General features: G+C 54.6%; 28 protein-coding genes and 1 tRNA gene. 20 read left to right on the forward strand and 9 right to left on the reverse strand.

The features are described from left to right. Positions 1 to 4: 4 nt before the first annotated feature. Positions 5 to 982, reverse strand: a complete 978-nt coding sequence (epmA, locus tag AOY23_RS11010) for an elongation factor P--(R)-beta-lysine ligase (protein WP_054179679.1) — start codon at positions 980 to 982, stop codon at positions 5 to 7. Between the two features lie 310 nt (positions 983 to 1,292). Here epmA and frdA point away from each other — a divergent pair, with 310 nt between their 5' ends. From frdA to AOY23_RS11035, 5 genes are all read left to right on the forward strand, one after another. Then, positions 1,293 to 3,083, forward strand: coding sequence for a fumarate reductase (quinol) flavoprotein subunit (gene frdA, locus AOY23_RS11015; protein WP_054179680.1), 1,791 nt, complete (start codon positions 1,293 to 1,295; stop codon positions 3,081 to 3,083). Further along, positions 3,076 to 3,810 (forward strand): succinate dehydrogenase/fumarate reductase iron-sulfur subunit, encoded by a 735-nt coding sequence (locus AOY23_RS11020; RefSeq protein WP_038156317.1) that lies wholly within the window; start codon positions 3,076 to 3,078, stop codon positions 3,808 to 3,810. The genes frdA and AOY23_RS11020 overlap by 8 nt, the downstream gene beginning before the upstream one ends. Before the next feature lie 10 nt (positions 3,811 to 3,820). Next, positions 3,821 to 4,216 (forward strand): fumarate reductase subunit FrdC, encoded by a 396-nt coding sequence (gene frdC / locus AOY23_RS11025; RefSeq protein WP_054179681.1) that lies wholly within the window; start codon positions 3,821 to 3,823, stop codon positions 4,214 to 4,216. Positions 4,217 to 4,226: 10 nt separating this feature from the next. Continuing rightward, positions 4,227 to 4,586, forward strand: a complete 360-nt coding sequence (gene frdD / locus AOY23_RS11030; protein WP_054179682.1) for a fumarate reductase subunit FrdD — start codon at positions 4,227 to 4,229, stop codon at positions 4,584 to 4,586. Between the two features lie 108 nt (positions 4,587 to 4,694). After that, positions 4,695 to 5,225: a lipocalin family protein gene (locus tag AOY23_RS11035; RefSeq protein WP_054179683.1), complete on the forward strand. Its 531-nt coding sequence runs from the start codon at positions 4,695 to 4,697 to the stop codon at positions 5,223 to 5,225. Here AOY23_RS11035 and sugE read toward each other — a convergent pair. Then, positions 5,222 to 5,539: a quaternary ammonium compound efflux SMR transporter SugE gene (gene sugE, locus AOY23_RS11040; RefSeq protein WP_038156323.1), complete on the reverse strand. Its 318-nt coding sequence runs from the start codon at positions 5,537 to 5,539 to the stop codon at positions 5,222 to 5,224. The two genes, AOY23_RS11035 and sugE, sit on opposite strands and share 4 nt — an antisense overlap. A gap of 248 nt (positions 5,540 to 5,787) precedes the next feature. Between sugE and AOY23_RS11045 the strand changes: the two genes are divergently transcribed. Then, positions 5,788 to 6,381: a helix-turn-helix transcriptional regulator gene (locus AOY23_RS11045; RefSeq protein WP_072170984.1), complete on the forward strand. Its 594-nt coding sequence runs from the start codon at positions 5,788 to 5,790 to the stop codon at positions 6,379 to 6,381. A gap of 37 nt (positions 6,382 to 6,418) precedes the next feature. On the opposite strand, the gene ecnB is transcribed toward AOY23_RS11045, so the two are convergent. Both ecnB and efp read right to left on the reverse strand, forming a co-directional pair. Next, positions 6,419 to 6,565: a lipoprotein toxin entericidin B gene (gene ecnB / locus AOY23_RS11050; RefSeq protein WP_038156326.1), complete on the reverse strand. Its 147-nt coding sequence runs from the start codon at positions 6,563 to 6,565 to the stop codon at positions 6,419 to 6,421. A gap of 143 nt (positions 6,566 to 6,708) precedes the next feature. Beyond that, positions 6,709 to 7,275 (reverse strand): elongation factor P, encoded by a 567-nt coding sequence (gene efp, locus AOY23_RS11055; protein ID WP_054179685.1) that lies wholly within the window; start codon positions 7,273 to 7,275, stop codon positions 6,709 to 6,711. Between the two features lie 41 nt (positions 7,276 to 7,316). Between efp and epmB the strand changes: the two genes are divergently transcribed. Together epmB and yjeJ are read left to right on the forward strand one after the other, a co-directional pair. After that, on the forward strand, positions 7,317 to 8,345 hold the full coding sequence (gene epmB / locus AOY23_RS11060) for an EF-P beta-lysylation protein EpmB (protein WP_054179686.1): 1,029 nt from the start codon (positions 7,317 to 7,319) through the stop codon (positions 8,343 to 8,345). A gap of 170 nt (positions 8,346 to 8,515) precedes the next feature. Beyond that, positions 8,516 to 9,367 (forward strand): YjeJ family protein, encoded by an 852-nt coding sequence (gene yjeJ / locus AOY23_RS11065; RefSeq protein ID WP_054179687.1) that lies wholly within the window; start codon positions 8,516 to 8,518, stop codon positions 9,365 to 9,367. A 63-nt stretch (positions 9,368 to 9,430) separates the two neighbouring features. Here the strand turns inward: yjeJ and AOY23_RS11070 are convergent, their stop codons facing one another. The 3 genes from AOY23_RS11070 to AOY23_RS11080 all read right to left on the reverse strand — a co-directional run bounded on the left by AOY23_RS11070 (position 9,431) and on the right by AOY23_RS11080 (position 12,020). Continuing rightward, positions 9,431 to 9,784 (reverse strand): DUF4156 domain-containing protein, encoded by a 354-nt coding sequence (locus AOY23_RS11070; RefSeq protein WP_038156333.1) that lies wholly within the window; start codon positions 9,782 to 9,784, stop codon positions 9,431 to 9,433. A 265-nt stretch (positions 9,785 to 10,049) separates the two neighbouring features. Then, positions 10,050 to 11,696: a chaperonin GroEL gene (groL, locus tag AOY23_RS11075; RefSeq protein ID WP_049857140.1), complete on the reverse strand. Its 1,647-nt coding sequence runs from the start codon at positions 11,694 to 11,696 to the stop codon at positions 10,050 to 10,052. A gap of 30 nt (positions 11,697 to 11,726) precedes the next feature. Beyond that, positions 11,727 to 12,020: a co-chaperone GroES gene (locus AOY23_RS11080; protein ID WP_013367964.1), complete on the reverse strand. Its 294-nt coding sequence runs from the start codon at positions 12,018 to 12,020 to the stop codon at positions 11,727 to 11,729. Between the two features lie 256 nt (positions 12,021 to 12,276). Between AOY23_RS11080 and yjeH the strand changes: the two genes are divergently transcribed. After that, positions 12,277 to 13,521, forward strand: coding sequence for an L-methionine/branched-chain amino acid transporter (gene yjeH, locus AOY23_RS11085; protein WP_054179688.1), 1,245 nt, complete (start codon positions 12,277 to 12,279; stop codon positions 13,519 to 13,521). 33 nt (positions 13,522 to 13,554) lie between these two features. Here yjeH and AOY23_RS11090 read toward each other — a convergent pair whose 3' ends face one another. Beyond that, entirely contained in the window at positions 13,555 to 14,025 is a 471-nt protein-coding gene (locus AOY23_RS11090; RefSeq protein ID WP_054179689.1) for an FxsA family protein, read from the reverse strand. A 337-nt stretch (positions 14,026 to 14,362) separates the two neighbouring features. On the opposite strand from AOY23_RS11090, the gene aspA reads away from it, so the two are divergent. The 6 genes from aspA (at position 14,363) to AOY23_RS11120 (ending at position 20,148) form a co-directional block, all read left to right on the forward strand. After that, on the forward strand, positions 14,363 to 15,799 hold the full coding sequence (gene aspA / locus AOY23_RS11095) for an aspartate ammonia-lyase (protein WP_054179690.1): 1,437 nt from the start codon (positions 14,363 to 14,365) through the stop codon (positions 15,797 to 15,799). 117 nt (positions 15,800 to 15,916) lie between these two features. Further along, positions 15,917 to 17,218 carry an anaerobic C4-dicarboxylate transporter gene (locus tag AOY23_RS11100; protein ID WP_054179691.1) on the forward strand — a complete coding sequence of 434 codons (1,302 nt, stop codon included), beginning with the start codon at positions 15,917 to 15,919 and terminating at the stop codon, positions 17,216 to 17,218. A gap of 129 nt (positions 17,219 to 17,347) precedes the next feature. Beyond that, entirely contained in the window at positions 17,348 to 17,683 is a 336-nt protein-coding gene (gene cutA / locus AOY23_RS11105) for a divalent cation tolerance protein CutA (protein ID WP_054179692.1), read from the forward strand. Beyond that, complete coding sequence (locus tag AOY23_RS11110; RefSeq protein ID WP_054179693.1) at positions 17,659 to 19,356, forward strand: protein-disulfide reductase DsbD; 1,698 nt, start codon at positions 17,659 to 17,661, stop codon at positions 19,354 to 19,356. The genes cutA and AOY23_RS11110 overlap by 25 nt, the downstream gene beginning before the upstream one ends. A gap of 36 nt (positions 19,357 to 19,392) precedes the next feature. Beyond that, a complete protein-coding gene (locus tag AOY23_RS11115) occupies positions 19,393 to 19,968 on the forward strand; it encodes a transcriptional regulator (RefSeq protein WP_054179694.1) in 576 nt (191 codons plus the stop codon). 104 nt (positions 19,969 to 20,072) lie between these two features. Continuing rightward, a tRNA-Phe gene (locus AOY23_RS11120) sits at positions 20,073 to 20,148 on the forward strand. Positions 20,149 to 20,298: 150 nt separating this feature from the next. Here the strand turns inward: AOY23_RS11120 and AOY23_RS22880 are convergent. Further along, on the reverse strand, positions 20,299 to 20,466 hold the full coding sequence (locus AOY23_RS22880; RefSeq protein ID WP_162838554.1) for a hypothetical protein: 168 nt from the start codon (positions 20,464 to 20,466) through the stop codon (positions 20,299 to 20,301). A 65-nt stretch (positions 20,467 to 20,531) separates the two neighbouring features. Between AOY23_RS22880 and AOY23_RS11125 the strand changes: the two genes are divergently transcribed. Genes AOY23_RS11125 through AOY23_RS11145 form a run of 5 tightly spaced genes read left to right on the forward strand, consistent with a single transcriptional unit; the run spans position 20,532 to position 23,803 of the window. Further along, positions 20,532 to 20,735 (forward strand): hypothetical protein, encoded by a 204-nt coding sequence (locus tag AOY23_RS11125; RefSeq protein WP_054179695.1) that lies wholly within the window; start codon positions 20,532 to 20,534, stop codon positions 20,733 to 20,735. Further along, the gene (locus AOY23_RS11130; RefSeq protein ID WP_054179696.1) at positions 20,710 to 21,540 is read left to right on the forward strand and encodes an ABC transporter substrate-binding protein; all 831 of its coding nucleotides are present in this window, start codon (positions 20,710 to 20,712) and stop codon (positions 21,538 to 21,540) included. Before AOY23_RS11125 ends, AOY23_RS11130 begins: the two co-directional genes overlap by 26 nt. A 1-nt stretch (position 21,541) precedes the next feature. After that, positions 21,542 to 22,357, forward strand: a complete 816-nt coding sequence (locus AOY23_RS11135) for an amino acid ABC transporter ATP-binding protein (protein ID WP_054179697.1) — start codon at positions 21,542 to 21,544, stop codon at positions 22,355 to 22,357. Then, a complete protein-coding gene (locus AOY23_RS11140) occupies positions 22,357 to 23,133 on the forward strand; it encodes an amino acid ABC transporter permease (protein ID WP_054179698.1) in 777 nt (258 codons plus the stop codon). The genes AOY23_RS11135 and AOY23_RS11140 overlap by 1 nt, the downstream gene beginning before the upstream one ends. Next, complete coding sequence (locus AOY23_RS11145; RefSeq protein ID WP_054179699.1) at positions 23,117 to 23,803, forward strand: amino acid ABC transporter permease; 687 nt, start codon at positions 23,117 to 23,119, stop codon at positions 23,801 to 23,803. The genes AOY23_RS11140 and AOY23_RS11145 overlap by 17 nt, the downstream gene beginning before the upstream one ends. Positions 23,804 to 23,813: the final 10 nt, after the last annotated feature.

Here is a 23,813-nt window from a genome sequence, read left to right on the forward strand (position 1 = left end):
GCTATTACGCGCGATCCACCGTAAAAGCGATCACATCGCCGATGGTATCCGCGCCCAGCGCCAGCATGACCAGACGATCCACACCTAACGCCACGCCGGAGCTGTCCGGCATACCGGCGCTCAGCGCGTCCAGCAGGTTCTGGTCGATCGGCTGCTGCGGCAAACCGCGCGCGGCACGCTTGCGGTTATCCTGCTCAAAACGCTGGCGCTGTTCGCGCGCATCAGTCAGCTCGTGGAAACCGTTCGCCAGTTCCAGTCCTTTGTAGTAAACCTCGAAACGCTCGGCCACGCGGTGGTCTTCGGTGCTGATCTGCGCCAGAGACGCCTGACTTGCCGGGAAGTGGTAGATCACCGTCGGGCGATCCTGGCCGATGTGCGGTTCAACGCCAGTGACAAAGAGCAGTTGCAGTAATGTATCCCTGTCTTCTTCGGTGTCAGCAATATTGCTCAGATCGAGTTTCGCCGCCGCTTCGCGTAGCTGCGTTTTATCCGCCGAGAGAGGGTCGATCTCCAGATGACGCTGGAACACCTGCTGATAAGAAAGACTTTCCGCCGGGGAACATTCGAGCACCTGCTGCAGCAGATCGTCGATTTCATTGATCAGGCGATACATGTCGAAGTGCGGTCGATACCACTCCAGCATGGTGAATTCCGGATTGTGATGACGCCCCATCTCTTCATTACGGAAACTCCGGCAGAGCTGGAATATCGGGCCGCAGCCTGCGGCCAGCAGACGCTTCATGTGATATTCCGGGCTGGTCATCAGATACAGGCTCATCCCCTGCGAATGCCCGGGGCCGACGAAACGGGTCTCAAACGGGAACAGGTGAATGTCTGTGACCGTCGCCTGGCTCATACAGGGCGTTTCCACCTCCAGCACGCCGCGATCAGCAAAGAAGCGGCGAATTTCCGCCATAATCGCTGCACGTTTTAACAGGTTAGGGATGGAGGCGCTCGGCTGCCAGGTTGCCGTTTCGCTCATGAGTTTTTCTCCAGTTGGTATTAAGGGCACGAAGTCTACTCGCAACCGCCCGGGGAGACAAATTTTGTCCAGCAAAGGTCCGCCACCCCATAAACACGGGTGATACACGTACGAAATTCATCAAAAGGTGTGATAAATCCCCGCACGGATCCACAAAAAAATCGAACGCATCAAATTTCCCCTCCCGCCATGCGGTTATACTGCCGTCCCATAAAGGAGTAGTGGATACGCTTTCGCAATGGCAGCCTGTTACCGATGAACTACCTTTGGTTAGGCGCATTGCGAAAAAACAATAAACTGGAGGAATGTCGTGCAAACCTTTCAAGCCGATCTTGCCGTAATAGGCGCTGGCGGAGCGGGATTACGGACTGCTATTGCAGCAGCTCAGGCGAATCCTAACGCTAAAATCGCTCTGATTTCAAAAGTCTATCCCATGCGCAGCCATACGGTAGCCGCTGAAGGTGGTTCAGCCGCGGTCGCGCAGGATCACGATAGCTTTGAGTATCATTTTCACGATACGGTTGCTGGTGGCGACTGGCTTTGTGAACAGGATGTCGTAGATTACTTTGTCCATCATTGTCCGACCGAGATGACCCAACTTGAGCAATGGGGTTGTCCGTGGAGTCGCCGTCCTGACGGTTCCGTCAACGTGCGCCGCTTTGGTGGGATGAAAATTGAACGTACGTGGTTTGCCGCCGATAAAACCGGCTTCCACATGCTTCATACCCTGTTCCAGACCTCACTCCAGTTCCCGCAGATCCAACGTTTCGATGAGCACTTCGTCCTCGACATCCTGGTGGATGACGGTCAGGCCCGCGGTCTGGTCGCAATGAACATGATGGAAGGCGAACTGGTGCAGATTCGCGCTAATGCCGTGGTGCTTGCCACCGGCGGTGCGGGTCGCGTTTATCGTTTCAATACCAACGGCGGCATCGTTACCGGCGACGGCATGGGCATGGCGCTCAGCCACGGCGTTCCGCTTCGTGATATGGAATTCGTTCAGTATCACCCGACCGGTCTGCCGGGTTCCGGGATCCTGATGACGGAAGGCTGCCGTGGTGAAGGCGGTATTCTGGTTAACAGAAACGGCTACCGTTATCTGCAGGATTACGGCATGGGCCCGGAAACCCCGCTGGGCGAGCCGAAAAACAAATACATGGAACTCGGTCCGCGCGACAAAGTGTCTCAGGCGTTCTGGCACGAGTGGCGTAAAGGCAACACCATTCCGACACCGCGCGGTGATGTTGTGCATCTCGACCTTCGCCACCTGGGTGAGAAGAAACTGCTTGAGCGTCTGCCGTTCATTTGTGAACTGGCGAAAGCTTACGTGGGTGTGGATCCGGTTAAAGAGCCGATCCCGGTGCGTCCAACCGCGCACTACACCATGGGCGGTATCGAAACCAACCAGAATTGCGAAAGCCGCATCAAAGGGCTGTTTGCCGTCGGTGAATGTTCGTCCGTGGGTCTGCACGGCGCCAACCGTCTGGGCTCCAACTCGCTGGCTGAGCTGGTGGTCTTTGGCCGTCTGGCCGGTGAACAGGCGATGGAGCGTGCGTCAACCGCAGGCCCGGCCAACAGCGCGGCGCTTGATGCGCAGGTCGTTGACGTGGAAAACCGCCTGAAAGCGCTGGTCAACCAGGAAGGCAACGAGAACTGGTCGAAGATCCGCGACGAAATGGGTATGTCCATGGAAGAAGGCTGCGGTATCTACCGTACGCCGGAACTGATGCAGAAAACCGTCGACAAGCTTGCAGAGTTGCAGGAGCGCTTCAAGCGCGTTCGTATCACCGATACTTCCAGCGTATTCAACACTGATCTGCTGTACACCATCGAGCTGGGCCACGGCCTGAACGTTGCCGAGTGTATGGCGCACTCCGCTCTGGCGCGTAAAGAGTCGCGTGGCGCGCATCAGCGTCTCGACGAAGGCTGCACCGAGCGTGATGACGTCAACTTCCTCAAGCATACCCTCGCTTTCCGCGATGCCGACGGGACAACCCGCCTGGATTACAGCGACGTGAAAATCACCACTCTGCCACCGGCGAAACGCGTATACGGTGCAGAAGCGGAAGAAGCCGAGAAGAAGGAGACGGCGAATGGCTGAGATGAAAAACCTGAAAGTTGAGGTGGTGCGTTATAACCCGGAAGTGGACTCCGCACCGCACAGCGCTTTCTACGAAGTGCCTTACGATGAGCAGACCTCGCTGCTGGACGCGCTGGGCTACATCAAAGATAACCTGGCACCGGATCTGAGCTACCGCTGGTCCTGTCGTATGGCGATTTGTGGTTCCTGCGGCATGATGGTCAACAAAGTGCCGAAGCTGGCCTGTAAAACCTTCCTGCGTGACTACCCGAAAGGGCTGAAGGTCGAAGCGCTGGGGAACTTCCCGATTGAACGCGATCTGGTGGTCGACATGACGCACTTTATCGAAAGTCTGGAAGCGATTAAGCCGTACATCATCGGCAACCCGCGTACGCCGGATCAAGGGCCAAACACCCAGACCCCGGCGCAGATGGCGAAGTATCACCAGTTCTCCGGCTGCATCAACTGTGGTCTGTGCTATGCCGCCTGCCCGCAGTTTGGCCTGAATCCTGAATTCATCGGCCCGGCGGCGATTACCCTGGCGCATCGTTACAACGAAGACAACCGCGACCACGGTAAGAAGGAGCGTATGGCGCAACTTAACAGCCAGAACGGCGTATGGAGCTGTACTTTCGTGGGCTTCTGCTCCGAAGTCTGTCCGAAGCACGTCGATCCGGCTGCTGCCATTCAGCAGGGTAAAGTGGAAAGCTCGAAAGACTTTCTTATCGCCACCCTGAAACCACGCTAAGGAGTGCATTATGACGACTAAACGCAAAGCCTATGTACGGCCGATGCCGTCCACCTGGTGGAAAAATCTGCCGTTTTATCGCTTCTATATGCTGCGTGAAGGAACGGCGGTACCGGCAGTCTGGTTCAGTATTGTCCTGATTTACGGTCTGTTCGCATTGAAAAACGGCCCTGAATCCTGGGCAGGTTTCGTGGGCTTTTTGCAAAACCCGGTGGTGGTGATCCTCAACCTCATCACTCTGGCAGGCGCATTGCTGCACACCAAAACCTGGTTCGAACTGGCGCCAAAAGCGGCGAATATTATCGTAAAAGATGAAAAAATGGGGCCAGGGCCGATCATTAAAGGGCTTTGGGTGGTAACGGTGGTGGTCACCGTCGTCGTGCTGCTTGTCGCCCTGTTCTGGTAAGGAGACTAACGTGATCAATCCAAATCCAAAACGCTCTGACGAGCCCGTATTCTGGGGCCTGTTTGGCGCAGGCGGCATGTGGAGCGCCATTGTTGCGCCAGTAATGGTGCTGCTGGTGGGGATCCTGCTTCCGCTGGGACTCTTTCCGGGTGATGCGCTGAGCTATGAACGCGTCCTGGCGTTTGCTCAAAGCTTTATCGGCCGCGTGTTCCTGTTCGTGATGATCGTGCTGCCGCTGTGGTGCGGTTTACACCGTATCCATCACGCGATGCATGATCTGAAAATCCATGTGCCGAGCGGCAAATGGGTCTTCTACGGTCTGGCGGCTATCCTGACGGTAGTAACGCTGGTCGGCGTGATCTTCCTGTAATCTCCCTGCCCTCTTACGTCGCAGTAAGAGGGCAAATTTCTTCTGCTGCCACATCCTTTTTCCCCGCTGCGTTCTACACTTAGCTAAAAACCTCGCAAGGAAGAAATCATGCGTGTGCTCCCTGCCATCATGTCCGTTGCCGTTGCGTTTTTGGTTGTTGCCTGTAGTAACCCGACACCACCGCCTGGCGTCACCGTCGTCGCCCCTTTCAACGCCCAGCGCTATCTCGGCACCTGGTATGAAATCGCCCGTCTCGATCACCGTTTCGAAAGCGGCCTGCAAAGGGTCACCGCGACTTACAGCCTGCGCGATGACGGCGGGCTGAACGTGATCAACAAGGGATATAACCCGGACCGCGGCATGTGGCAAAAGACGGATGGCGTGGCGTATTTCACCGGCTCGCCGGACAGAGCCGCGCTGAAGGTGTCATTCTTTGGGCCTTTCTATGGCGGATATAACATCATTGCGCTGGATAACACCTACCAGCATGCGCTGGTCTGTGGACCGGATCGCGACTATTTATGGATCCTCGCCCGCACGCCCACCATTTCAGCAGAAATGAAACAGCAGATGCTGGACGTCGCGACCCGGCAGGGTTTTGATGTGAGTAAGCTTATCTGGGTAAGACAGACGCCTTAGTGCGTGCTGAGCTTCAGCCCGATAATGCCAGCGACAATCAACACCAGGCTGGCGATACGCGCCACGCTTGCGGACTCGCCGAGCAGGATGATGCCGGTGATCGCCGCGCCGACCGCGCCAATGCCCGTCCAGACCGCATAGGCTGTGCCGACCGGCAGCGTTTTCATCGCCCAGGAGAGCAGCGCGACGCTGGCAATCATCGCCACGGCGGTGATGACACTTGGCACTAAGCGGCTAAAACCATGGGTATATTTCAGGCCGACGGCCCAGACGACTTCAAGAAGACCTGCAACAACAAGAATTAACCAGGACATAATGGCTCCAGTGTGGGGCCGTCCCCGTGATGAGATACGCTTACGGGTCGTCCCGTAAGGTGGTTGAACACGATCATTTTACCTCGCGACCCAGGAGATTCAAGGCATTTGACTTAAGTCACGGATTTTCAGCGTTATACCCGGAAATGGGCCTGTTTAGCGGCTTAGATTCTGCCTTTATTCCGCATCGACTTCTTTATGATGGAAACTTCGTCAGTCAGCCTCATTCATCCCATTACGAAGCCAGAATGTACAAGATTCTATTACTTGATCGATGCCACTTCAGCCGTCAGGGGCTGGAATCCTGGCTGATGCAGGTCAATGCTTTTGCGGCCCCGCTGTCCATTACCAGCCTGAGCAGTTTGCTGCTGGCAAAAGAACATATTGAAGGCTGGCAACCCCATTTAATTATTGCCGATCTCAGCGGTTTTGCCGCCGAACGCCATCAGATCCCGCTGATCTCTTCGCTGATCCGCAGCTCCTCTCCCCGTTCGCGGCTGGTGCTGTTGCAGTACGATGATTTCACTTCGACGGATCTGCACGACGCGTCCTGGGCTATCCTCGACAAGAAAATCGCCCTGACCGACATGATGAACATCGTGGATGGCGCGTTACGCTCAAGCCCGGGGATTAACCACGCACGCACCGTTGCCCCGCTGCTGACACGGCAGGAAGAGAAAGTACTGTCGTTGTGGATGGAAGGCACGAGTCACGGCACCATCGCCCGGATGCTGAACATCAACGGGAAAACGGTTTATACCTATAAACGGAATATTCGGCTCAAACTGAAGGTCGAAAACCGGTTTTCACCGTTTCTGTCCACCGCCGAGAGAAGGGGATAACGGCACGGCAGAACCGCCGCACCGCTTGCTGCCGGTACTACTGTTGCGCCTTCGTCGCCGCACCAGAGATCGCGCTCCCGCCTTCAGAAATATCCTGTCCGACGCCGCGCGTTGTGTTACATGCAGTCAAGAGTGAAGAAAGCACTAAAACAGAGAAGATTGCTGCAATTGTTTTCTTAACCATAATATCTTCCTTTTATAGCCCGTGTTATTTGTGCCTTATAAGCATAGACAAAATCCCGGAAAAGAAAGAAAAAGGCGCGGATTTTAGGAGAATGAGAGATTCAGGCGCAGCATGAGACTACGCCTGATAATGCGTCACATGAATTACTTCACGCGGGATACGTATTCGCCAGAGCGGGTATCCACTTTGATGACTTCGCCAATCTGCACGAACAGCGGCACTTTCACCACGGCACCGGTGCTCAGGGTCGCGGGTTTACCGCCAGTCCCTGCGGTATCGCCTTTCAGGCCTGGATCGGTCTCAACGATTTCCAGCTCGACGAAGTTCGGCGGGGTCACGGAGATAGGCTGGCCGTTCCACAGGGTCACGATGCACTCAGCCTGATCCAGCAGCCATTTTGCGTTATCACCAACGGCTTTCGCGTCTGCAGCCAGCTGCTCGAAAGTCTCGTTGTTCATGAAATGATAGAATTCGCCGTCGTTGTACAGGAAGGTCAGGTTCATATCGACAACGTCTGCGCCTTCGGCAGAATCAGTAGACTTGAAGGTTTTCTCTACGCGGGTACCGGTCAGCAGGCGGCGCAGTTTAACGCGCGCAAAAGCCTGGCCTTTACCGGGTTTCACGAATTCACTGGATTCGACCGCATAAGGTTCGCCGTCCATCATGATTTTAAGACCGGCACGAAAATCGTTGCTATAGTAAGTCGCCATAAGGCCCTCTGAATTTGAAAACTTGGTAGCTTAGCCAAAAAATGGCAGACATTGTAACCCTAAACACCCTTTCCAGAGAAGATTGGTTATCGCAACTTGCCGATGTTGTAACCAATCCGGATGAACTTCTGCGTCTTTTAAATGTAGACGCTGATGAACAGTTGTTGGCAGGACGGGACGCAAAGCGCCTGTTCCCGCTGCGCGTGCCGCGCGCGTTCATCGCCCGTATGGAGAAGGGCAACCCCAACGATCCGCTTTTGCGTCAGGTACTTACCTCACAAGAGGAGTTCGTCGCCGCCCCCGGTTTCTCCACCGATCCGCTGGAAGAACAGCACAGCGTAGTTCCCGGATTGCTGCACAAATACCAGAACCGGGCTCTGCTGCTGGTGAAAGGCGGCTGCGCAGTCAATTGCCGATATTGTTTCCGCCGCCACTTCCCTTACGCCGAAAATCAGGGCAACAAGCGCAACTGGCAGACGGCAATGGCGTATATCGATGCGCATCCGGAGCTGGATGAGATCATTTTCTCCGGTGGCGATCCGCTGATGGCGAAAGACCATGAAATGGACTGGCTGTTAACGCAACTGGAGGCGATTCCGCATGTGAAGCGCTTACGCATTCACTCGCGCCTGCCGGTGGTCATTCCTGCGCGCATTACGGACGCGCTCACGTCCCGCTTCGCGAGTTCTTCGTTACAGGTGCTGCTGGTCAACCACATCAACCACGCCAACGAAATTGACGATACGTTCCGTGCCGCCATGGCGCGGCTGCGCGAGGCCAGAGTGACGCTGCTGAACCAGAGCGTGCTGCTGCGCGGGGTGAACGATAACGCCAGAACGCTGGCTGATCTCAGCAACGCGTTGTTTGATGCGGGTGTGATGCCCTATTACCTGCATGTGCTCGATAAAGTACAGGGTGCCGCGCACTTCCTGGTGAGCGATGATGAAGCCCGCCGCATCGTCCGCGAACTGCTGACGCTGGTGTCAGGCTACATGGTGCCCAAACTGGCGCGTGAAATTGGCGGTGAGCCGAGCAAAACGCCGCTCGATCTCCAGCTTCGTCAGCAATAACCCTTCTGATCTTTCGCAGAAATAAATTCATGGGAAATTCTTCCATGAATTTATTTTGCATCCCGTTTCAATATGCTATTTTACCGTCGCTGTAATACAGTATCACTTCATTAATTCAATCTATATATAACGCCTACATTATTTATTTAGATAATGTTCAGGGAGTAACCATGCCGCTCATGATAAAAGGAATTAACACTGGTGTTATTCGTCACGATAATAACTTTCTGGCTCTTGCGCTCAAAGTTAAATATCAAAGAAATAAAGAGACGCTATTTTTCTTTCCGCCGCTGGTTCTGAGAGATGTGTTGATTGCGCTCGAACACCGTCTCTTTCAGCACGCCAGCCTCTCCGGGTTGCCACAGGAAAAACTGGAGAGAGCGAAGCGCAGCACCGTGAAGAAGATGCACGCTCATATTCCTCAACTGACCGGGCCAGAGCTTGCGCAGGCGGATATTTCACGACGCGTGAGTTCCGTCGCATTGACGGAAAATAACGACAGTCATTTATTATTCACGTTAACGATGAATGACGACACGCAGACACAATTATGTGTTGAAGAAACACAAATTGAACTGCTGGTCATTGCTATCGTTCAGGCAATTAATAATGCAGGCATGCATGAGCTGGCGATACGTCTTTCCTCGCTGCTCGATTTCCTGCCATTATATGATGTGGATTGTCGCGAAACGGGCGAGCTGGAATATGACAGCTACGATCAGCCCGACTGGAAACAGACGCTGTTCAGCCATTATCTGGCGTTGATATACCGGTTTTCTGATAATGAGGGTAAGGACATCACCTGCGGCGCGGTTATAAAAACGCGCAGCAATTCGGATTCCGAAGAGGCAAAAGCGATATCACGCCGGTTGATGAATTTCAGCCCACGGCTGGGCAAACTGAAAGGCCGCGCCTGTCAGGTCTTTATTCGCGCCATCCCTCATGCGCAACAGCAGGCGTTAAGCCTGGAGCAGTGTTTACGCGCATTGCATCACCTGCGGGCCAGCATTCCGCAAAACTAATGGCGAGCAACAACCGATGCGCCCTCAAACTCGCGAGGGCGCAGCATCTTCATGACCCGTAAATCAGTTCGGGCACTTATAAACCTGACCAATCATTTCGCTGTCGGTCGGCACGAAGCTTGAGAGCATGCCTTGTGTCGGGCTGCTGACGCCATAGATCACGTTGCCACCCATTGCCGCCGCCTGGTTACGCAGCGCGTTTGCCGCACCACGCATGGAGCCGCCCTCTTCACCATGCTGACCAGAGAGCCAGTTGCTCTGCTTGCCGGTCGCCGTTCCTAACAGCTGGCAATCCGCTGCGGGTTTATCTTCAACAAAGCGAACGTTCTGCCCGCCTGCGGTCAGTTCACTGCTGGAACTGCAACCCGCCAGCAGCAACGCGGCACCGACGATCCCTGCACAGACTTTTACGCGCATGTTATTCCTCGTTATCAATGAGCTGGACACAACTTGTCCGTGTTGAACGTTATACTAAAAAGATGACCAAAAGAAAAACCCCCAGCCATTTCTGACCGGGGGTTTTTCAATTCTGTGTGATGGAGTAAGCACCCAAATCATTCTGGTTGCAGGAAGGCGGCAAGTTTGTGAATCCCCTGGAGCTTACTGAAGTAAGTGACTGGGGTTCGCGAACGTAGCCAACGCATCTGCAGCCTGAAGGATGTAGGGTGCGAAGGGGGGCAGATTACATCATGCCGCCCATCCCACCCATGCCGCCCATACCGCCAGCAGCACCTAAGTCAGGCGCATCGCCTTTCGGCAGGTCGGTGACCATGCACTCGGTAGTGATCATCAGACCAGCAACAGAGGCCGCGTACTGCAGCGCAGAACGGGTCACTTTGGTTGGGTCCAGAATACCGAAGTCGATCATGTTGCCGTATTCTTCAGTCGCCGCGTTGTAACCGTAGTTACCTTCGCCCGCTTTCACCGCATTCGCCACAACAGACGGCTCTTCACCGGCGTTGGAGACGATCTGACGCAGCGGTGCTTCCATTGCGCGCAGCGCAACTTTGATACCGACGTTCTGATCTTCGTTCTGAGCAGTCAGGTGAGCCAGTTTCGCAGCAACGCGAACCAGCGCCACACCACCACCAGCAACCACGCCTTCTTCTACCGCCGCACGGGTCGCGTGCAGGGCGTCGTCAACGCGTGCTTTCTTCTCTTTCATTTCCACTTCAGTTGCTGCACCGACTTTGATGACAGCAACGCCGCCTGCCAGTTTCGCTACGCGTTCCTGCAGTTTTTCACGGTCGTAATCAGAAGTGGCTTCTTCGATTTGTTTGCGGATCTGTCCAACGCGGCCCTGAATAGCAGCTTCGTCGCCCACGCCATCGATGATGGTGGTGGTGTCTTTGTTGATCACAACGCGTTTTGCCTGGCCGAGATCTTCCAGGGTCGCTTTTTCCAGCTCCATACCGATCTCTTCAGAGATTACGGTACCGCCAGTCAGGGTAGCGATATCCTGCAGCATCGCTTTACGACGGTCGCCGAAGCCCGGTGCTTTCACTGCAGCCACTTTCACGATACCGCGCATAGTGTTAACCACCAGTGTCGCCAGCGCTTCGCCTTCAACGTCTTCAGCGATGATCACCAGCGGCTTGCCTGCTTTCGCCACGGCTTCCAGCACTGGCAGCATTTCGCGGATGTTAGAGATTTTTTTATCAGCCAGCAGGATGAACGGGCTTTCCAGTTCTACGGCGCCAGTTTCCGGCTTGTTGATGAAGTAAGGAGAGAGGTAACCGCGGTCGAACTGCATACCTTCAACCACGTCCAGTTCGTCTTCCAGACCGGTACCGTCTTCAACGGTGATCACGCCTTCTTTACCGACTTTGTCCATCGCTTCAGCGATCAGTTTACCTACGGTTTCGTCGGAGTTCGCGGAGATAGTCCCTACCTGAGCGATAGCTTTAGAGTCAGAGCACGGTACGGACAGCGCTTTCAGTTCTTCAACCGCAGCAACGACCGCTTTGTCGATACCACGTTTCAGATCCATCGGGTTCATGCCTGCAGCAACAGCTTTCAGACCTTCCGCGATGATAGCCTGCGCCAGAACGGTGGCGGTGGTGGTACCGTCGCCTGCAGCGTCGTTCGCTTTAGAGGCAACTTCTTTCACCATCTGCGCGCCCATGTTTTCGAACTTGTCTTCCAGTTCGATTTCACGTGCTACGGAAACGCCATCTTTGGTGATGGTCGGTGCACCGAAAGATTTATCCAGAACCACGTTACGGCCTTTCGGGCCGAGGGTAACTTTCACTGCATCTGCCAGTACGTTTACGCCGCGGAGCATTTTCACACGAGCGTCGTTACCGAATTTTACGTCTTTAGCTGCCATGTTCTTATTTCCTCAAATTCTCGTGCGTAATTACGCTTCAACAATTGCCAGAATGTCGCTTTCAGACATGATCAACACTTCTTCATTGTCGATCTTCTCAGATTTCACACCGTAGCCATCATTGAAAATCACGATGTCGCCGACTTTAACGTCCAGTGGCTGCACAGTACCGTTTTCCAGGATGCGGCCCTTACCGACAGCGATGATTTCGCCACGCGTTGATTTACCTGCTGCGGAACCGGTCAGAACGATGCCGCCAGCGGATTTTGATTCAACTTCTTTACGTTTGACGATCACACGATCATGTAACGGACGAATACTCATTGATAGCTCTCCTTTGAGAAAGTCATTATCAGTTATGGGTGACGCCGGGCCGTAAACGGTTTACCGGCTAGTGACCAGAGAGATGGGGATAAGTTTTTGGGCCTTCAAGGGGTAATAAGAAAAAAATTTTTCTTAATGTTTCTGGGATCCCATTTCATTGCACCGAAGAAAGAAATATCCGCTTAAAGCCTAAGGCCAACGGGTGTGATACGCTTTATCTTCTGTAGTTTTTGGCGGACCTGGGTGGTCGATAAGCATGGGTGGATTAAAGCAGGAGCTTGGCCTCGCGCAAGGGATTGGTTTACTGGCGACATCGTTATTGGGAACCGGTGTTTTTGCCGTTCCGGCGCTGGCGGCATTGGTTTCCGGGGATAACAGCCTGTGGGCCTGGCCGGTGCTTATCGTTCTGGTGTTTCCCGTCGCGATCGTGTTCGCCATTCTTGGTCGCCATTTCCCCAGCGCGGGCGGTGTGGCGCACTTCGTCGGGCTGGCGTTCGGCCCTCGCCTGGAAAGGGTCACCGGCTGGCTGTTTCTCTCGGTGATCCCGGTTGGATTGCCTGCCGCCCTGCATATCGCCACTGGCTTTGGTCAGGCGCTGTTTGGCTGGCATGATGAGCAACTGCTGTTTGCGGAATTCGGTACGCTGGCGATTGTCTGGTGGGTGGGTTCACGCGGCGCCAGTTCCAGCGCTAATTTGCAGACGGTGGTGGCGGTTCTTATCGTCGCACTTATTGTCGCAATCTGGTATTCCGGCGACCTTTCCGTCACGAATATTCCCTTCCCGGCGATCAATGCTGTCAATGTCCCGCAACTGTTTTCCGCCCTGTCGGTGATGTTCTGGTGCTTTGTCGGCCTGGAAGCCTTCGCGCATCTGGCGTCGGAATTTAAAAACCCGGAGCGCGACTTCCCTCGCGCGCTGATGATTGGCCTGTTGCTGGCGGGCACCGTTTACTGGGCCTGTACGGTGGTGGTGCTGCATTTTAACGCTTACAGCGCGGACCGCGCGGCGGCGGCATCGCTCCCGGGGATTGTCGTTAACCTGTTCGGCGTAAAAGCGCTGTGGATTGCCTGTGTGATCGGTTATCTCGCCTGCTTCGCCAGCCTGAACATCTATATTCAAAGCTTCGCCCGTCTGGTGTGGTCGCAGGCGATGTATTCACCGCAAAGCCGCCTCGCCAGACTCTCCCGTCGTCATCTGCCCGTCAACGCGCTGAATGCCGTACTGGCCTGCTGCGTGCTGAGCTCAGTCTGCGTCTACTGGCTCAATATTAATCTCGATGCGCTCATCGTCTACGCCAACGGCATTTTCATCATCATCTATTTGCTGTGCATGGTGGCGGGGTGCCGGCTGCTGAAAGGGAAATACAAACTGCTGGCGGCCATCGGCGGCGCGCTGTGTCTGCTGTTACTGGTGATGGTGGGCTGGAAGAGTCTCTACGCCATTATCATGCTGGTCGTGCTGTGGCTGGTGTTGCCGAAGCGCAAAACGGTTACCGCATAAAAAAATGCCCGGCTGAATACCGGGCCGTGCCTGTCAGCGGTCGTCTTTGTGGTCGAGGCGATCGCGATCGTCATCCTTACGCTGATACTCTCCGTCAAAGGTATTTCCGCCGCTGTTCCCGCCGCTAAAACCACCGCTGGACATCGCGGAAAAACGCAGGTAAGGCATCAGTTTCACCGTCAGGTGGTTCTGCACTGGCGGCAACAGCAGCAATAACCCCAGAAAGTCGGTGAAGAAACCCGGCAGCAACAGCAACAGACCGGCGATGATGATAGACACGCTTTTGATCATCTCGGCTGCCGGACTCTCACCCACCGCCATTTTCTGCTGCATCAGCATGAAGTTCTTGAAGCCCTGGTTACGCACCAGCGACATCCCGATCACCGAAGTGAAGATCACCAGCACCAGTGTCAACAGGACGCCCAGGGTATGGGCCACCTGGATAAAAATAGATATCTCGACATAAACGTAGAGAAAGAAGGCAACAAACGGTATCCAGCGCACTGGCTTCTCCTTTAGTAACAGGGGCGATGTCGCCACTGCCGGTATGGGTTTGCGATTCGCATTGACTTGTAGTGGTGGTGAAGTGACGGATTTCAAGCGGAACGCAACGTTATTTTTGCCGAAAATCACAAAGCGGTGACTCATTTCACAGATTAATGATTCTTATGCGAAACAAGCCACAATAAGTGATCCAGATTACTGCATTTAGCTATCATCAGCATATGATCGTGGGCACCAGACCGATTAAGGAAATAATCGTCGGTCAGAAAACACACATAATTCCCATTAATGTTGTGTGTTTGGTGAATTCATTGGCAGCTTGAAAAAGAAGGTTCACATGTTAAACAACATTCGTATCGAAGAAGATTTGTTGGGCACCAGGGAAGTTCCAGCGGACGCATATTATGGTGTCCACACTCTGAGAGCGATTGAAAACTTCTACATCAGCAACAGCAAAATCAGCGACATTCCTGAGTTTGTACGTGGCATGGTGATGGTTAAGAAAGCCGCTGCGCTGGCTAACAAGGAATTGCACACCATTCCTAAAGACATCGCGAACGCCATTATTGCCGCATGTGACGAAGTTCTGAATAACGGAAAATGCATGGATCAGTTCCCGGTTGACGTCTACCAGGGCGGCGCAGGAACCTCCGTGAACATGAATACCAATGAGGTGCTGGCAAACATCGGTCTGGAACTGATGGGGCACCAGAAAGGTGAATACCAGTACCTGAATCCGAACGATCACGTCAACAAATGCCAGTCGACGAACGATGCGTACCCGACCGGCTTCCGTATCGCGGTTTACGCGTCCATCCTGAAACTGGTCGACGCGGTGAATCAGCTGGGCGATGGTTTCCAGAATAAAGCCGTTGAATTCCAGGACATCCTCAAAATGGGTCGTACCCAGTTGCAGGATGCGGTACCGATGACCCTCGGTCAGGAATTCCACGCCTTTAACGTTCTGTTGAACGAAGAGACCAAAAACATTCTGCGCACCTCCGAACTGCTGCTGGAAGTTAACCTCGGCGCAACGGCGATCGGTACCCGTCTGAACACGCCAGATGGTTACCAGCACCTGGCGGTGCAGAAACTGGCGGAAGTCAGCAACCTGGCGGTCGTTCCGGCAGAAGACCTGATTGAAGCAACGTCTGACTGCGGCGCTTACGTTATGGTTCACAGTGCGCTGAAACGTCTGGCGGTGAAACTGTCCAAGATTTGTAACGACCTGCGCCTGCTCTCTTCGGGCCCGCGTGCGGGTCTGAACGAAATCAACCTGCCGGAACTGCAGGCAGGCTCTTCTATCATGCCAGCGAAAGTGAACCCGGTTGTGCCGGAAGTGGTCAACCAGGTGTGCTTTAAAGTCATCGGTAACGACACGACCGTCACCATGGCTTCTGAAGCCGGTCAGTTGCAGCTGAACGTGATGGAGCCAGTGATTGGCGAAGCGATGTTTGAATCCATCCACATCCTCACCAACGCCTGCTACAACCTGCTGGAAAAATGCATTAACGGTATTACCGCGAACAAAGAGGTGTGCGAAGGTTTCGTTTACAACTCTATCGGTATCGTCACCTACCTCAACCCGTTCATCGGCCACCACAATGGCGACATTGTCGGTAAAATCTGCGCCGAAACCGGTAAGAGCGTGCGTGAAGTGGTACTGGAACGCGGTCTTTTAACCGAAGCCGAACTGGATGACATCTTCTCTCCGCAGAACCTGATGCATCCGGCATACAAAGCAAAACGTTATACAGACGAAAATGAACAGTAATTTTAGTTCAGAGTAAAATGAGAGAGGCATGTCAGAAATGGCATGCCTTTCTCACTTTTATTGGATACTAAAACACAACATTTAATTATCCAACGCTCAACAATCAAGGAAGCAGTTATGTTAGTCATCGAACTCATCATCGTGTTAGCGGCAATCTTTGTCGGCGCCCGGCTGGGGGGAATTGGCATAGGTTACGCAGGAGGACTAGGAGTATTAGTCCTGGCGGCCATCGGCGTCAAACCGGGGAACATTCCGTTTGACGTTATTTCCATCATCATGGCCGTTATTGCGGCTATTTCGGCAATGCAAGTGGCAGGGGGTCTTGATTACCTCGTTAATCAGACTGAAAAACTTCTTCGTAGAAATCCAAAATACATCACCATTCTGGCGCCGATCGTCACCTATTTTCTGACGATTTTTGCCGGTACCGGTAATATTTCTCTGGCAACGCTGCCGGTTATCGCTGAAGTGGCGAAGGAGCAAGGCATCAAGCCGTGCCGTCCGCTCTCCACCGCAGTGGTCTCGGCGCAGATCGCTATCACCGCATCGCCGATCTCCGCGGCTGTGGTGTATATGTCTTCCGTCATGGAAGGTCACGGCATCAGCTACATTCATTTACTGTCTGTGGTCATTCCGTCCACGCTGCTGGCGGTGCTGTTGATGTCCTTCCTGGTGACCATCCTGTTCAACTCTAAACTGTCTGACGACCCGGTGTATCTGAAGCGTCTTGAAGAAGGGTTGATCGAGTTGCGTGGCGAAAAAGAGCTGGTTATCAAACCACGTGCAAAACTCTCCGTGCTGCTGTTCCTGCTTGGCGTTGTCGGCGTGGTTATTTATGCGATTATCAACAGCCCGAGCCTCGGACTGGTGGCAACGCCGCTGATGAACACCACCAACGCTATCCTGATCATCATGCTGAGCGTGGCAACCCTGACCACCATTCTGTGTGGTGTGGAAACCGACAGCATCCTGAACTCCAGCACCTTTAAAGCCGGTATGAGCGCCTGTATTTGTATCCTGGGCGTGGCGTGGCTGGGCGATACTTTCGTTTCCAACAACATTGACTGGATCAAAGACACTGCGGGTACCGTGATTCAGGGCCATCCGTGGCTGCTGGCGGTGATCTTCTTCTTTGCGTCCGCGCTGCTCTACTCTCAGGCAGCAACGGCGAAAGCACTGATGCCGATGGCGCTGGCGCTGAACGTCACTCCGCTGACCGCAGTAGCGTCTTTCGCGGCGGTATCTGGTCTGTTCATTCTGCCGACCTACCCGACACTGGTCGCGGCGGTGCAGATGGACGACACCGGTACAACCCGTATCGGACGCTTCGTCTTTAACCATCCGTTCTTTATCCCTGGCACCATGGGCGTGGTTTTCGCCGTGTGCTTCGGCTTCCTGTTGGGAAGCGTCATGCTGTAACCCACCACCACGGGACGCTCCGGCGTCCCGTTTTCTCAGCTTTACACGTCGCCGCTTAGTCGTTTTCCTCTCTCGCTGGTATAGTAATCTCCTGTTCTTTTTCAGGCCGTTCGCTCTGATGAGGTGTCTATGCCCGGTGAAAGCAATCGTACCGCTGTCGTTGTTGTTCTCTGCACTGCCCCCGATGAAGCCACCGCGCAGGATCTGGCAGCGAAGGTATTAACTGAAAAGCTGGCCGCCTGCGTGACGCTGCTGCCAGGCGCCACGTCGCTGTACTACTGGGAAGGAAAACTTGAGCAGGAATACGAAGTTCAGATGCTGCTTAAGACCAATACAGAACATCAGCAGGCGCTGCTGGATTGCCTGAAATCTCATCACCCATATCAAACCCCTGAATTACTGGTTTTGCCCGTCACCCACGGAGATAACGAATACCTCTCATGGCTCAACGCATCTTTACGCTGATCCTGCTGCTGTGCAGCACGTCCACCTTTGCCGGGTTGTTCGATGCGCCCGGTCGTTCTCAGTTTGTGCCTGCCGATCAGGCGTTCGCCTTTGATTTTCAGCAGAACCAGCACGATCTGACGCTCTCCTGGCAGATAAAAGACGGTTATTACCTCTATCGCAAACAGATCAACATCGAGCCTGCCGACGCCAGTATTGCGCCGCCACAACTGCCTGCCGGTGAGTGGCATGAAGATGAGTTCTATGGCGAAAGCGAGATCTACCGCGAGCGTCTGACGCTGCCGCTGACCATCACTCAGGCCGCGAAAGGCGGCACGCTGACGGTGACGTATCAGGGCTGTGCCGACGCCGGTTTTTGTTATCCGCCGGAGACCAAAAAGGTGCCGTTGAGCGAAGTGGCACAACTGTCCGCCACACCGCCCGCCAGCGCGCAACCACAACCGCAACCGGCGGTGAAAACGGAACTCCCCTTCTCCGCGTTATGGGCGTTGATTATTGGCATTGGTATCGCCTTCACCCCCTGCGTGCTGCCGATGTACCCGCTGATTTCCGGGATTGTGCTCGGCGGTAAAGCGCGCCTCTCTACCGCCCGCGCGCTGTTGCTGGCGTTCGTGTATGTGCAGGGAATGGCGCTGACCTACACCCTGCTCGGGCTGGTCGTCGCGGCGGCAGGGCTTCAGTTCCAGGCGGCGCTGCAACACCCTTACGTGCTGATCGGGCTGTCCGTGGTGTTCATCCTGCTGGCGCTGTCGATGTTTGGCCTGTTCACGCTGCAACTGCCTTCGTCGCTGCAGACCCGCTTAACGCTGATGAGCAACCGCCGTCAGGGCGGCTCTTTGGGCGGTGTGTTTGCGATGGGCGCGATTGCCGGGCTTATCTGCTCGCCGTGCACCACCGCCCCGCTGAGCGCGATTCTGCTCTACATCGCCCAGAGCGGGAACCTGTGGCTCGGCGGCGGCACGCTCTATTTGTACGCGCTCGGCATGGGGTTGCCGCTGATTCTGGTCACCGTATTCGGCAACCGTCTGCTGCCGAAAAGTGGCCCGTGGATGGAACACGTCAAAACCGCGTTCGGCTTTGTGATCCTCGCCCTGCCGGTTTTCCTGCTCGAACGCATCACTGGCGAGGTCTGGGGCTTACGGCTGTGGTCGATGCTCGCCGTCGCCTTCTTCGGCTGGGCGTTTATTACATCGCTCAGCGTCAGCAAGCCGTGGATTCGCGTTCTGCAAATCCTCCTGCTGGCCGCGGCACTGGTTGGCGCACGCCCCTTGCAGGACTGGGCATTTGGGACATCCACCGTTCAGCAGCAGGCGCACCTGAACTTTACGCGCATCAGTACGGTTGAGGATCTCAACCAGGCGCTGGCTCAGGCACAGGGCAAAACGGTCATGCTGGATCTCTACGCTGACTGGTGCGTGGCCTGCAAGGAATTTGAGAAATATACCTTCAGCGATAAATCCGTTCAGCAAGCGCTCGAAAACACGGTTCTGCTGCAGGCGGATGTCACCAGAAACACGCCACAGGACGCAGCGCTGCTCCGCCATTTACAGGTTCTCGGGCTTCCCACCATTTTGTTCTTTGATGGGGGTGGAAAAGAGCTTACCGGGCAGCGCGTGACCGGATTTATGGACGCTGAGGCATTTCGCGCGCATTTGCAGAAACGGCCTCAGTAAACGACACTTTGAGTGAGACAGAGGGAGGAATGTGCCGTGCAACGTGAAGATGTGCTGGGAGAAGCCCTGCAATTACTTGAGATACAAGGGATTGCCAACACCTCGCTCGACATGGTGGCCGAGCGCGTTAACTATCCGCTCGACGCGCTCATGCGTTTCTGGCCAGACAAAGAGGCGCTGGTGTATGACGCGCTGCGCCACCTCAGCCAGCAGGTGGAAATCTGGCAGCGCCAGTTGCTGCTGAATGAAGAGCTGAGCATTGAGCAAAAACTGCTGGCGCGCTACGCCGCGCTGACCGAGTGTGTCAGTAATCATCGTTATCCGGGCTGTTTGTTTATCGCCGCCTGTACGTTTTACCCGGATCCCGAGCACCCTATCCATCAACTGGCGGATCAGCAAAAACGCGCCGCGCATGACTACACGCACGAGCTGCTGACTCAGCTTGAAGTCGATGATCCGGCGATGGTCGCAAAGCAAATGGAGCTTATCCTGGAAGGCTGTTTAAGCCGGATGCTGGTGAAGCGCAGCCAGGCGGATGTCGACACCGCACAACGCCTTGCCGAAGACATTTTGCGCTTTGCCCAATGCCGCCAGAGCGGTGCCCTTACCTGAAATGCGCGGTTTGCGGCCAAACTGCCGCAAAGTTAAGCAAACGCGCTGTTTTTGCTGAATTTGGGTTGACGGGGGGCGCTGATTACGGTTTAATGCGCCCCGTTGCCCGGATAGCTCAGTCGGTAGAGCAGGGGATTGAAAATCCCCGTGTCCTTGGTTCGATTCCGAGTCCGGGCACCACTATTTAGAAAAACCAGCCTTAGGGCTGGTTTTTTGCTTTCTGAGATACGAACTCGCCGTCGAACGTCATTCGATTACCCGCCGCACGCGGCAAGTCTGCATGCATTATCGCACAGCTCATTCCAGTACATTTCTCGCGTGCGGCGCAGTTCAGCGTGGCGTTTTATCACGGAACCACTCCGGATCAATGTTGGCGACATCCACGCCATACAGGCTGGCGACAGGCAGTACTGACTCAAGAACACGTTGCGCGCTGTTCTCCGCATTCGCTGATCGGGTCGCAAAAAACCGCCGTAACGTGCTTATCCACTTTTTCATCGTCTTTACCCTCGCGCTCAACCTTTCTACGTTAAACCACTAATTTCCGTGCAGGGGAAATACCAATGCTGACTGTCGATGTGCAAAATTTGCAAATAGCTTCCACCGTTCCTTTACTCATCGTTAACACATTGTTCACTAATGCTTTTTTGCTAATAGCAAAGAACGATTTCTTATTTGGCGATAGCTTTCGCTTATGGGAGCGTAACGGGACAAAACAAAAACACGGGATGATCTATTACTATGGCAGCAAACATAAAATGGTTTAAAAAACGGACACTGGTGCTGGGATTACTGGCGGCTGGCAGTCTGCTTTCAGCCCAGGCACAGGCCGATCAGCTGGCGGATATTAAGGCTGCGGGGGTGGTAAAAGTGGCCACTTTTGATGCCAACCCGCCGTTTGGTTCAATAGATGCAAAAACCCATGAGATCGTGGGTTACGACGTGGACTTCGCCAAAGCACTGGCAAAAGCGCTTGGCGTGAAGCTGGAGCTGGTCGCCACCAACCCGGCCAACCGCATTCCACTGTTGCAGTCCGGAAAAGCGGATTTGATCGTGGCGGATATTACCATCACCCCGGAACGGGCGCAGGTGATTGATTTTTCTACCCCTTACTTTGTCACAGGCCAACAATTCCTGGTTCCGGCAAAATCACCGGATAAGCTCGATGACTATGGCCGGGCGCGAATCGGCGCGGTTAAGGGAACGACGGGCGAACAGGCACTGCACCAGCGTTTTCCGCAGTCCCGCGTGCTCTCTTATGACGACATTCCACTGGCGCTGACAGCACTGCGCAATGGCAACGTGCAGGCCATCACCCAGGACAGCACGATTCTGGCAGGTCTGCTGGCCCAGGCGCCGGATAAAGCGAACTTTAAAATCCTGCCCGATCTGCTCAGTAAAGAAGAGATTGGCGTTGGGGTGAAAAAAGGCGAAACGGCACTGCTGAAAGCGGTCAACAATGAGCTGGTCAATCTTGAGAAGAATGGTCAGGCGGCAAAAATCTACGATGTCTGGTTTGGCCCGGACACGCCTTCTCCACAGCCTCGCGCCTTTAAAATAGAAGCCCAGTAATATGTTCTCAGGTTTATTTTCACACTCCGCGGCCAGTGCCGCGGATTTTTCACATCTGAAACAGGCCAGCGTCGAATTTCGTCATGTGGACAAACGCTACGGTGACCATCAAGTTTTAAACGACATCAACCTCACCATTACGCCTGGTGAAGTGGTTGCCATCCTCGGCCCTTCAGGTTCCGGTAAATCCACCCTGATTCGTCTCATCAACCAGCTTGAAACCCTGAGCGGCGGGGAGATCCTGGTTGACAACAAACCTACCGGACAGCTTTCCGGTAACGGGCTACGTCAGTTGCGTAGCCGGGTCGGGTTTGTGTTCCAGCAATTCAATCTTTATGCCCATCTCACCGCCAGCCAGAACATCACCCTGGCGCTGGAGCATGTTCACGGCTGGAAGCCCCAGCCAGCTCAGGAACGCGCACTGGCACTGCTGGAAAACGTCGGGATGCTGGAAAAAGCCCACCATTTCCCCGCGGAACTGTCCGGCGGCCAGCAACAGCGGGTGGCAATTGCCCGCGCCCTGGCCTCATCGCCGCAAATCATTCTGTTCGATGAACCCACTTCCGCGCTGGATCCGGAGATGATTGGTGAAGTGCTGTTTGTGATGAAAGCCCTCGCCCACAGTGGGATCACCATGATTGTGGTTACCCATGAGATGCAGTTTGCCCGGGAAATTGCCGACCGGATTGTTTTTATCGACGGTGGACAAATCCTTGAAACCGCACCGCCGGAGCAATTTTTCAGGCAACCATCACATCCACGTGCGCAACGGTTTCTGCAAAAAGTCCTGAACCCTCTGCACCAGGAGCTGTTGTAATGCCAACCCTCGACTGGCAGGGCGTGCTGACCGGGCAGCCTCTGCAGTGGATTTTATCCGGTTTTCTCACCACCCTGTGGGTTACGCTCGCCGGGGCGATTCTTGCAAGTCTGCTTGCACTGCTTTTCCTTCTACTGCGCCTCTCAGGCAGACGCTTCGGCAGCGCGGTGGTTAATGGCTGGGTCTCGCTGTTTCGCAATACCCCGCTGCTGGTGCAACTGCTGTTCTGGTATTTCGCCGCCTGGAACTGGCTGCCCCAGGTGTTCAGAGATGTGGTGAATGCGGATCACAACTGGTCCATTTTGCCCGGTGACGTCTGGTGGTTTACCCCCGAGTTTTTATGTTCTGCTTGGGGATTAGGGGTTTTCACCTCGGCGTTTTTAATCGAGGAGGTGGAGTCAGGGTTACGTTCAGTCCCTGCCGGACAACGAGAAGCGGCACTCGCGCAGGGATTCTCCCCGTGGCGTTTGTTTCGTTACATCCTTCTGCCACAAGGGCTGGCTAACGCATGGCAGCCCGTTGTGGGGCAGTATCTCAACCTGATGAAGCTCTCCTCCCTCGCCAGCGGGATTGGCTTTGCCGAACTGACCTGTCAGGTCAGGCAGATCGAAAGCTACAACGCGCATGCGCTGGAGGCATTTACCGTCGGTACAGTGCTCTATCTCCTGACCGGTGTCGTGATGGGGTTACTCCTGGTACGTATCGGGCCAGGAGCAAAACGCAAACACCAGGCGATGGTCACGACAGGGAGTGAAAAACATGATTGCCGGACTTAATGTCATTGCCGATAACCTGGATTATCTTCTGTGGGGACGCGCGGCCGCTGGTGAACCTGGTGGGGTATTGCTCTCGTTGATGATGGCATTGGGGGCTGCACTACTCGCCCTGCCCGGCGGGATTGCTCTGGCGTGTCTGGCCTGGCGCTTTACCGGGATCGTGCGCAAGGCGCTCTTTTTGTGGGCAGAACTGATTCGCGGCATTCCGTTAATCTTTGTGATTTTCTGGATGTGGTATCTTCTGCCACTCATCACCGGAAGCGATCTTCCGGGGGCGCTCACCGTGACGCTGGCGCTGGCCTGGTTTACGGCGGCATCGGTGATGCATTCGGTATTAGCTGGTCTGAGGGCGTTACCGTCAGGGCAGTACGAAGCGGCCCTGTCTCAGGGATTCAGTACACGACAAACGTTGTGGTGTGTGCTGCTGCCGCAGGCTCTGAGGAATATTCTTCCGTCTCTGGTGGGGATTTTTATCAGCCTGCTGAAAGATACGTCACTGGCGTTCATTGTGAACGTGCCTGAACTGACCACAGTTGCAGGACAGGTGAACAACCGGGTGCAAATTTACCCGGCAGCCATTTTTATCTTTACCGGCGTCGTCTATTACCTGCTCTGCTGTTCTCTGGAGCAGTTTGCAAAGCGCTGGCGTTTCAACCGGCCAGCGCGTTAACCACAGAAGC

Origin of the sequence: Trabulsiella odontotermitis, from assembly GCF_001297775.1 — a bacterium.
In the GTDB taxonomy this organism is placed as follows: Bacteria; Pseudomonadota; Gammaproteobacteria; order Enterobacterales; family Enterobacteriaceae; genus Trabulsiella; species Trabulsiella odontotermitis.